Genomic DNA, 465 nt, shown 5'->3' on the forward strand with positions numbered 1-465 from the left:
ACTTCATGAACCTGAACCAGGCCGCCCACGGCGACCGGGAGCACGGGTTCATCGCCGCCCGGCTGCGGATGCCCCGGAAGGTCATCGCGGGGTACTGGCAGGACGAGGACGTGCAGAAGCGTCTGGGCTCCTGGATGCGGGCCGCCATCGGCGTGGCTGTGTCCAAGGAGATGAAGGTGATGCGCTTTGGCGACAACATGCGGGAAGTGGCCGTCACCGAGGGCGACAAGGTGGAGGTCCAGGCTAAGCTGGGCTGGCAGGTGAACACCTGGCCGGTGGGCAAGCTGGTGGATACCATGGACGCCGTCACCGAGGAAGAGATCGACGCCCTGATGGACGTGTACAAGCAGAGCTATGACTTTGCCACCGACGACCTGGAGACTGTGCGCTACCAGGCCCGGGAAGAGATCGCCATGAAGAAGATGATGGATGCCGAGGGCTGCAAGGCCTTCTCCAACACCTTCC

Annotated in this window: 1 protein-coding gene; it reads left to right on the forward strand. The window is 63.4% G+C overall.

Going from position 1 to position 465, the window contains the following annotated elements:
* Positions 1–465, forward strand: a 465-nt coding sequence (locus H6B51_RS18650) for an L-arabinose isomerase family protein (RefSeq protein ID WP_470382173.1), incomplete at both ends; no start/stop codon positions are given.

Source organism: Pseudoflavonifractor phocaeensis, assembly GCF_016901955.1.
GTDB classification, from domain to species: domain Bacteria; phylum Bacillota; class Clostridia; order Oscillospirales; family Oscillospiraceae; genus Flavonifractor; species Flavonifractor phocaeensis_A.